Below are 5,145 nucleotides of genomic sequence, written 5' to 3'. Positions count from 1 at the left end.
GGGATCCCGCCGTTTTCGTGAACGCTATGCAGCGATGGTGGATAACCTGCCGCTGAACGCCTATGTGCGGGCTTATCGGGGCACGCCGATGTACGGACTCAAGCGGCCCAATCATACCCTTTGGATTCGCGAGCGTTTGGGTTTGGATCAGTTCGCCACCACGGATGCCTACGAAGTCGGCGGCACACCCAATGTGCCCTTCTTTCGTGTCTCGCAGATGCTGGGTGATCCTTATGTGGATGCGGCCGCTCGACAGAAAGGCACAAGTTATCATGCCGGCATGAGGGGTGTGAGTTTCGGCTGGCATGTGAATACCAGTGGCTGGTCCACCCAATCGGATTTTCATAAGATTGATATGACCGCCTTCGGTGGGGGCGCCACGATTTTTGATTTCACGCTCTATGGTGAACGCAACTGGCGTCATGTGCAGACCATTGGGACTGATGCCTCCGATGTCCCACTTTATCTGCATCCGTCGTCGAGCATCGGCGAATATACACTGGCTTATCAGGGCTTGCGTGGCTTAACATTGGGCGTGATCAAAGAGGAGCTCGATACCATGGGCATCCGGGGCAAGCGGGAAAACCTTTTCATCGACCTGCATCCCATTCCCTGGCTTCAGCTCGAGGTCTGGCGGCGCAAGGAAACCTTGGCCCGAACCGCCAGTGACACGCTGGGCATCATCCATTTCTATGCTGATTTTTAGGGGGATTTATGAACAGGATCGGGCCCCGCTCCACGCTGTTTCTGGCTGTGCTGGCTCTGCCCACGCAAGTGAAAGATCAGTGGGCTTTGGAAACCTATTCGCGTATTCCCGTCAATGATGTGGGTTTTTCAGGCGAGGGCATCCGCATCAAGGTGCGAAAATCCGCCAGCCCTCTCATGATCCCTTTATCCCAGTCTGGCAAAATCACCGGATTCAAAATCACCGGTGAGTTTCATGGGCTGCCGCAGATTCCTGAGGGCCGTCGTCAGGGTGAAAAGGGTGCGGATGACTATGCCTTGCGTTTGGGCCTCATTGTTCCCGGATCGAAGCAACTTTCCGGCTGGCAGAAGCTTTTGGCGCCGACCTGGGTGAAGAACCTCTACCAGAAGATGCCAGCGGGCCTGGGTTTGGAGGGCGTTCATTTTTTTAATATCACCCAGAATCCAGCTCAGGTAAACTCGGCCCGGGTTCATCCTGCATCGGAGCTTATTCGGGAGGAATTCATCGCGCATGTCTCCAAAACCGGGCCCTTTCAGTATGAATTTCGCTTGAAAGAAGCTCTGCCGGCGGTGGCACTTTGGATATCTGTTGATGGTGATGATACACAATCAAACTATGACGTGGTGATCTCCAGTCTGGAACTTCGATCGGATCCCTAGGTTTTTCCCGAACCAACAAGGATTCTGTCATGGAACTCAAAACGCCCATGCCGCCCGCGTCTTTACGCGATCAGCATTTTCAATTCACCGATCACGTGTCACGCGCCGGGCTGGATCTCAAGCCTGGCACTATTGACACTCTTCAGATCAATATCACCAAACTCTGCAATCAGGCCTGCGTTCACTGCCATGTGGATGCGTCTCCCCGTCGGCGGGAGATGATGAACGATGCGGTTATCGATCAGGTCCTTAAAGTTTTAAAGGACAATCCCGAGCTGCAGACGCTGGATATCACCGGCGGCGCACCTGAACTGCATCCGCGTTTTATGGAACTCGTCCGCCAGGGCCGGGCCCTGGGCCGGAAAGTTTGGGTTCGCCACAACCTGACGGTTATGCTGGATCCGCATCCTTTGACCAAAGAGTCCATGGAATACCTCGCGGATTTTTTTGCCGAACAGCAGGTCGAGGTGGTTTCTTCCCTGCCTTATTATCAGGAATTTTTTACCGATAAACAGCGCGGGGATGGAGTGTTTAAGAAAAGCATCGAAGCCATGCGTCGCTTGAATGCTCGTGGTTTTGGTGTGCCCGGAACCGGTTTGATGTTCAACCTCGTGTATAATCCGGTCGGATCGTTCCTGCCAGCGCCCCAGGCTGACCTGGAACGCGATTATCATCGGGAATTGCAGGCCCTCTTCCAGGTGCAGTTCAATCATCTCTTTGCCATCACGAATATGCCCATTCATCGATTCAAGGTGCAGTTGATCCGCATGGGATCGTATGAAGAGTATATGGAAAAGCTGGTGGCCTCGTTCAATCCACAGGCTGCTGCGGGCATCATGTGCCGAAATTTGATTTCGGTCGCGTATGATGGTGCTCTCTATGACTGCGACTTCAACCAGATGCTGAAGATGCCTTTGCTTGTGAATGATCAAAGGCAGGATATTTTCACATTTCATCGAACTCAACTGGCTCAGCGAACCATAGCCGTGGCCGATCACTGTTTTGGATGCACGGCCGGAGCAGGATCATCCTGTGGTGGAACAACAGCTTAAACCGAGGACTATGCATGAATTATTATGAATCCAAGGATCTGTCGAAATTTGCTGAAGTGGGAAAATTCCGTGGTGAGTTGATGGACAAATTTTTCGCCTACTACAATGCCGTGGTGGGGCAGGATGGGGCGTTGACCAAACGGGAAAAAGCTTTGATTGCTCTGGCTGTGTCGCATGTGAAGCAATGTCCTTACTGTATCGATGCCTATACCACCGCCTGTCTGGAAGCTGGTTCCAATCCCGAGCAGATGACCGAAGCCATTCATGTCGGTGCTGCGATGGAAGCCGGGATTAATCTGGTGCATGGGGTTCAGATGCATAATGCGTTGCGGCAAAAAGGGGCTATGTAGGCGGATGATTGGAGTAGGGAGTCTCCTGAAAGGATAATGACTTCCGGACCTCACCCTGTGCATTGGATGCGCAGGGCGACTGACGAACTTGCTTTTATGGTTTTGTTAACCATGGAGTGTTTCTGTTAGCTGGGATTCGGTTCCGCAGGCCGAAATCATTAGAATAGCTGTGATAGAAACAAAACGCTTCAAGGTAGAATCCTTTCTTCAACCGTTATGTCATCTCGTGTTTCAAATATACCATCAGGACCCGCACTCACGATTTGAACGTTGTCCTGGGTGAAATTGATCTTAGGCGCATGGTTCCACGGATCCATGTAGTCAAGTAAATATTCTGGACTTGAAGCGAGCCGTTTATCAGTCCTGTAGACTTGACTGATAGCGGCTGCTTGATTTCGAAGAAGTATTCGAGCGTTAGAAACTTTACTATTATCCTCAGCGATAAAAGTCCACGGGATGAATGAGATGACCAGCCAAAGAAGCAAACCACCAACTAGCAATGTGACCACGATATTTATAGGCTTCTTCAAGACAATCCCTCCAAAAATGTGTCGGCCTTATGTGCAATCGATCCCATCCAATCTCTAATGGACCAGAACTGGTAAGCTTCAGCACATCACCCTGAACCAAGTGCTTTTTCAAGACAACTCCTAGATTGCTTGCTGGCTATATGATAGCAACGAGACAAGAGCAATCTGTGAGCGGAATGTCATTCAATAGTCCTTTCAACTTTAATATCGTCTTTGGTTTCAAATTTCATATCGGGACCAGAGCTTGTCAGGGTCAGGACTTTGTCCTGGTATTCGGCCCGGATCTGTTGTCCCCACGGATCGAGCATCCTTGCGAGCTCCTCTTCAGTCCATTTTCCCTTGACCTTGATGAAGATAAAGAGCCCATCAGCATGACCATTGAGAAGCGGCACTGCGCCGAGCAGAATTTCTTCCTCATGATGATCTGTAGACAATGGATCAAATATTTTCAGGCCCAAAAAAAGGAGTCCAACGAGAGCGACGCAAAAAACTATTACCTTTTTCAAAACAGCTCCCAAATTACTTGCGACCATATGTATCATCAGATTCAATGATTCTCAAAGGGTAATGCCCAAACGAGATAATTATAACTAGCTGATACATTTATCTATTTTTGATTTTTCAAAGAAATCCTCAGACGTTTGGGTTGGGCAAGTAATTCTTATAGCCTCAACCACTGCAGGTCATCGGGTTCATCGATATCATGGAGCATCGGTAATAGCTCAAGCGTCCAAGCCAGAGCCTTGATACGCGCCTGGGTTTCACAGGCTACTGATGACGTGCTCCAGTGAATATTCTCAAATAACGACGGGTCAAAACTTTTGAATCCAAGCAGTGCATACCCGCCATCAAAGGTTGGAATCATAACGCTTTCGTTTCTGTCCAGGGCTGCTATTGCTTGTTGCAACGTGCGCGCATTCAGATCTGGGCAATCCGTTCCAATCAGCAGAACATGTGCTCCTGCCGCACAAGCCCTGGAAGCGGCTCGAGCCAGACGTTCACCCAGGTCACCCGTTCCTTGTTCGGTAAACTTAATAGGATACGTCAGGTGTAGACCATCCCAACTCGGGTCCTGAATGGACGGCGTCGCACAAAGTTCGACGTCGGTGGCGCCGGACTGGAGAGCCTGCTCCATGGCTAACAGCAGCATACGACGAGCCAGCTCAGCAGCGCCTTCGGCGCCTAAAGCGGGAATCAAACGAGTCTTGGCAAACCCGGGTACGGGAGCTTTCGCAAAAATAATGATACGAGTTTTACTCATCGCCACGCCTTGATCAAATCCTGAGCCGATGCGCCACGCCAGTAGGCGCAGCGCAGACGCCACATCAGGAAAATGGTGCGCCACACGCCGCGGGTTTCCCAGCGTCGACCGCAGGTTCGCATCTTCTGCTTCAGGCAGAGCGGTCGTGAGAGAGACAAAAGGCGTTTGGAAATTTCGACGTCTTCCATCAGAGGTTGATCAGGAAAGCCACCAATCTGAAGGAAGGCCTCACGTCTCACAAAGATCCCTTGGTCCCCGGTCGCGATGCCTGACAGGCGGGACCGCAGGTTGATCAAGAACCCAATGATTGGGAACATCCAGGCTCGACCTTCGATCTGAACATCAAATCGCCCCCATACAAGTTGGGACAGCATCAGACCCTGTCCCATGGCCGTCAGGCTTTGCGGGGGCGGCTGGGTATCAGCGTGCAAAAAGAGCATAATATCGCCTTGGGCTATCTGCGCTCCAGCATTCATCTGACGGGCGCGTCCACGCGCGGATGATAGGACTTTAAAACCAGCCTGCTGCACGCGTTCCATGGAACCATCCGTGCTGCCTCCATCCACAACCAAAACCTCGGCCCCACT

At 51.3% G+C, this 5,145-nt stretch carries 8 protein-coding genes; 4 read left to right on the top strand and 4 right to left on the bottom strand.

What is annotated here, in order from left to right:
• The 4 genes from VE954_RS24265 to VE954_RS24250 all read left to right on the top strand — a co-directional run.
• Positions 1-706 (top strand): hypothetical protein (locus VE954_RS24265; RefSeq protein WP_324957672.1); only part of this gene is annotated, 706 nt, incomplete at its 5' end.
• Between the two features lie 8 nt (positions 707-714).
• Positions 715-1,365, top strand: a complete 651-nt coding sequence (locus VE954_RS24260; RefSeq protein ID WP_324957670.1) for a hypothetical protein — start codon at positions 715-717, stop codon at positions 1,363-1,365.
• A gap of 29 nt (positions 1,366-1,394) precedes the next feature.
• The gene (gene arsS / locus VE954_RS24255; protein WP_324957668.1) at positions 1,395-2,417 is read left to right on the top strand and encodes an arsenosugar biosynthesis radical SAM (seleno)protein ArsS; all 1,023 of its coding nucleotides are present in this window, start codon (positions 1,395-1,397) and stop codon (positions 2,415-2,417) included.
• A gap of 14 nt (positions 2,418-2,431) precedes the next feature.
• Positions 2,432-2,767, top strand: a complete 336-nt coding sequence (locus VE954_RS24250) for an arsenosugar biosynthesis-associated peroxidase-like protein (RefSeq protein ID WP_218110208.1) — start codon at positions 2,432-2,434, stop codon at positions 2,765-2,767.
• 188 nt (positions 2,768-2,955) lie between these two features.
• On the opposite strand, the gene VE954_RS24245 is transcribed toward VE954_RS24250, so the two are convergent.
• The 4 genes from VE954_RS24245 to VE954_RS24230 all read right to left on the bottom strand — a co-directional run.
• Positions 2,956-3,297, bottom strand: coding sequence for a hypothetical protein (locus VE954_RS24245; RefSeq protein WP_324957665.1), 342 nt, complete (start codon positions 3,295-3,297; stop codon positions 2,956-2,958).
• 179 nt (positions 3,298-3,476) lie between these two features.
• Positions 3,477-3,803, bottom strand: a complete 327-nt coding sequence (locus tag VE954_RS24240; protein WP_324957663.1) for a hypothetical protein — start codon at positions 3,801-3,803, stop codon at positions 3,477-3,479.
• Positions 3,804-3,958: 155 nt separating this feature from the next.
• On the bottom strand, positions 3,959-4,558 hold the full coding sequence (locus VE954_RS24235) for a TIGR04282 family arsenosugar biosynthesis glycosyltransferase (protein ID WP_324957661.1): 600 nt from the start codon (positions 4,556-4,558) through the stop codon (positions 3,959-3,961).
• On the bottom strand, positions 4,555-5,145 hold a 591-nt coding region (locus tag VE954_RS24230; RefSeq protein WP_324957659.1), incomplete at its 5' end, for a TIGR04283 family arsenosugar biosynthesis glycosyltransferase. The genes VE954_RS24235 and VE954_RS24230, both read right to left, overlap by 4 nt.

This window comes from Oligoflexus sp. (assembly GCF_035638955.1).
In the GTDB taxonomy this organism is placed as follows: domain Bacteria; phylum Bdellovibrionota_B; class Oligoflexia; order Oligoflexales; family Oligoflexaceae; genus Oligoflexus.
Note: the sequence above shows the minus strand (reverse complement) of the source record. Positions and strands in the feature narration are given on the sequence as shown.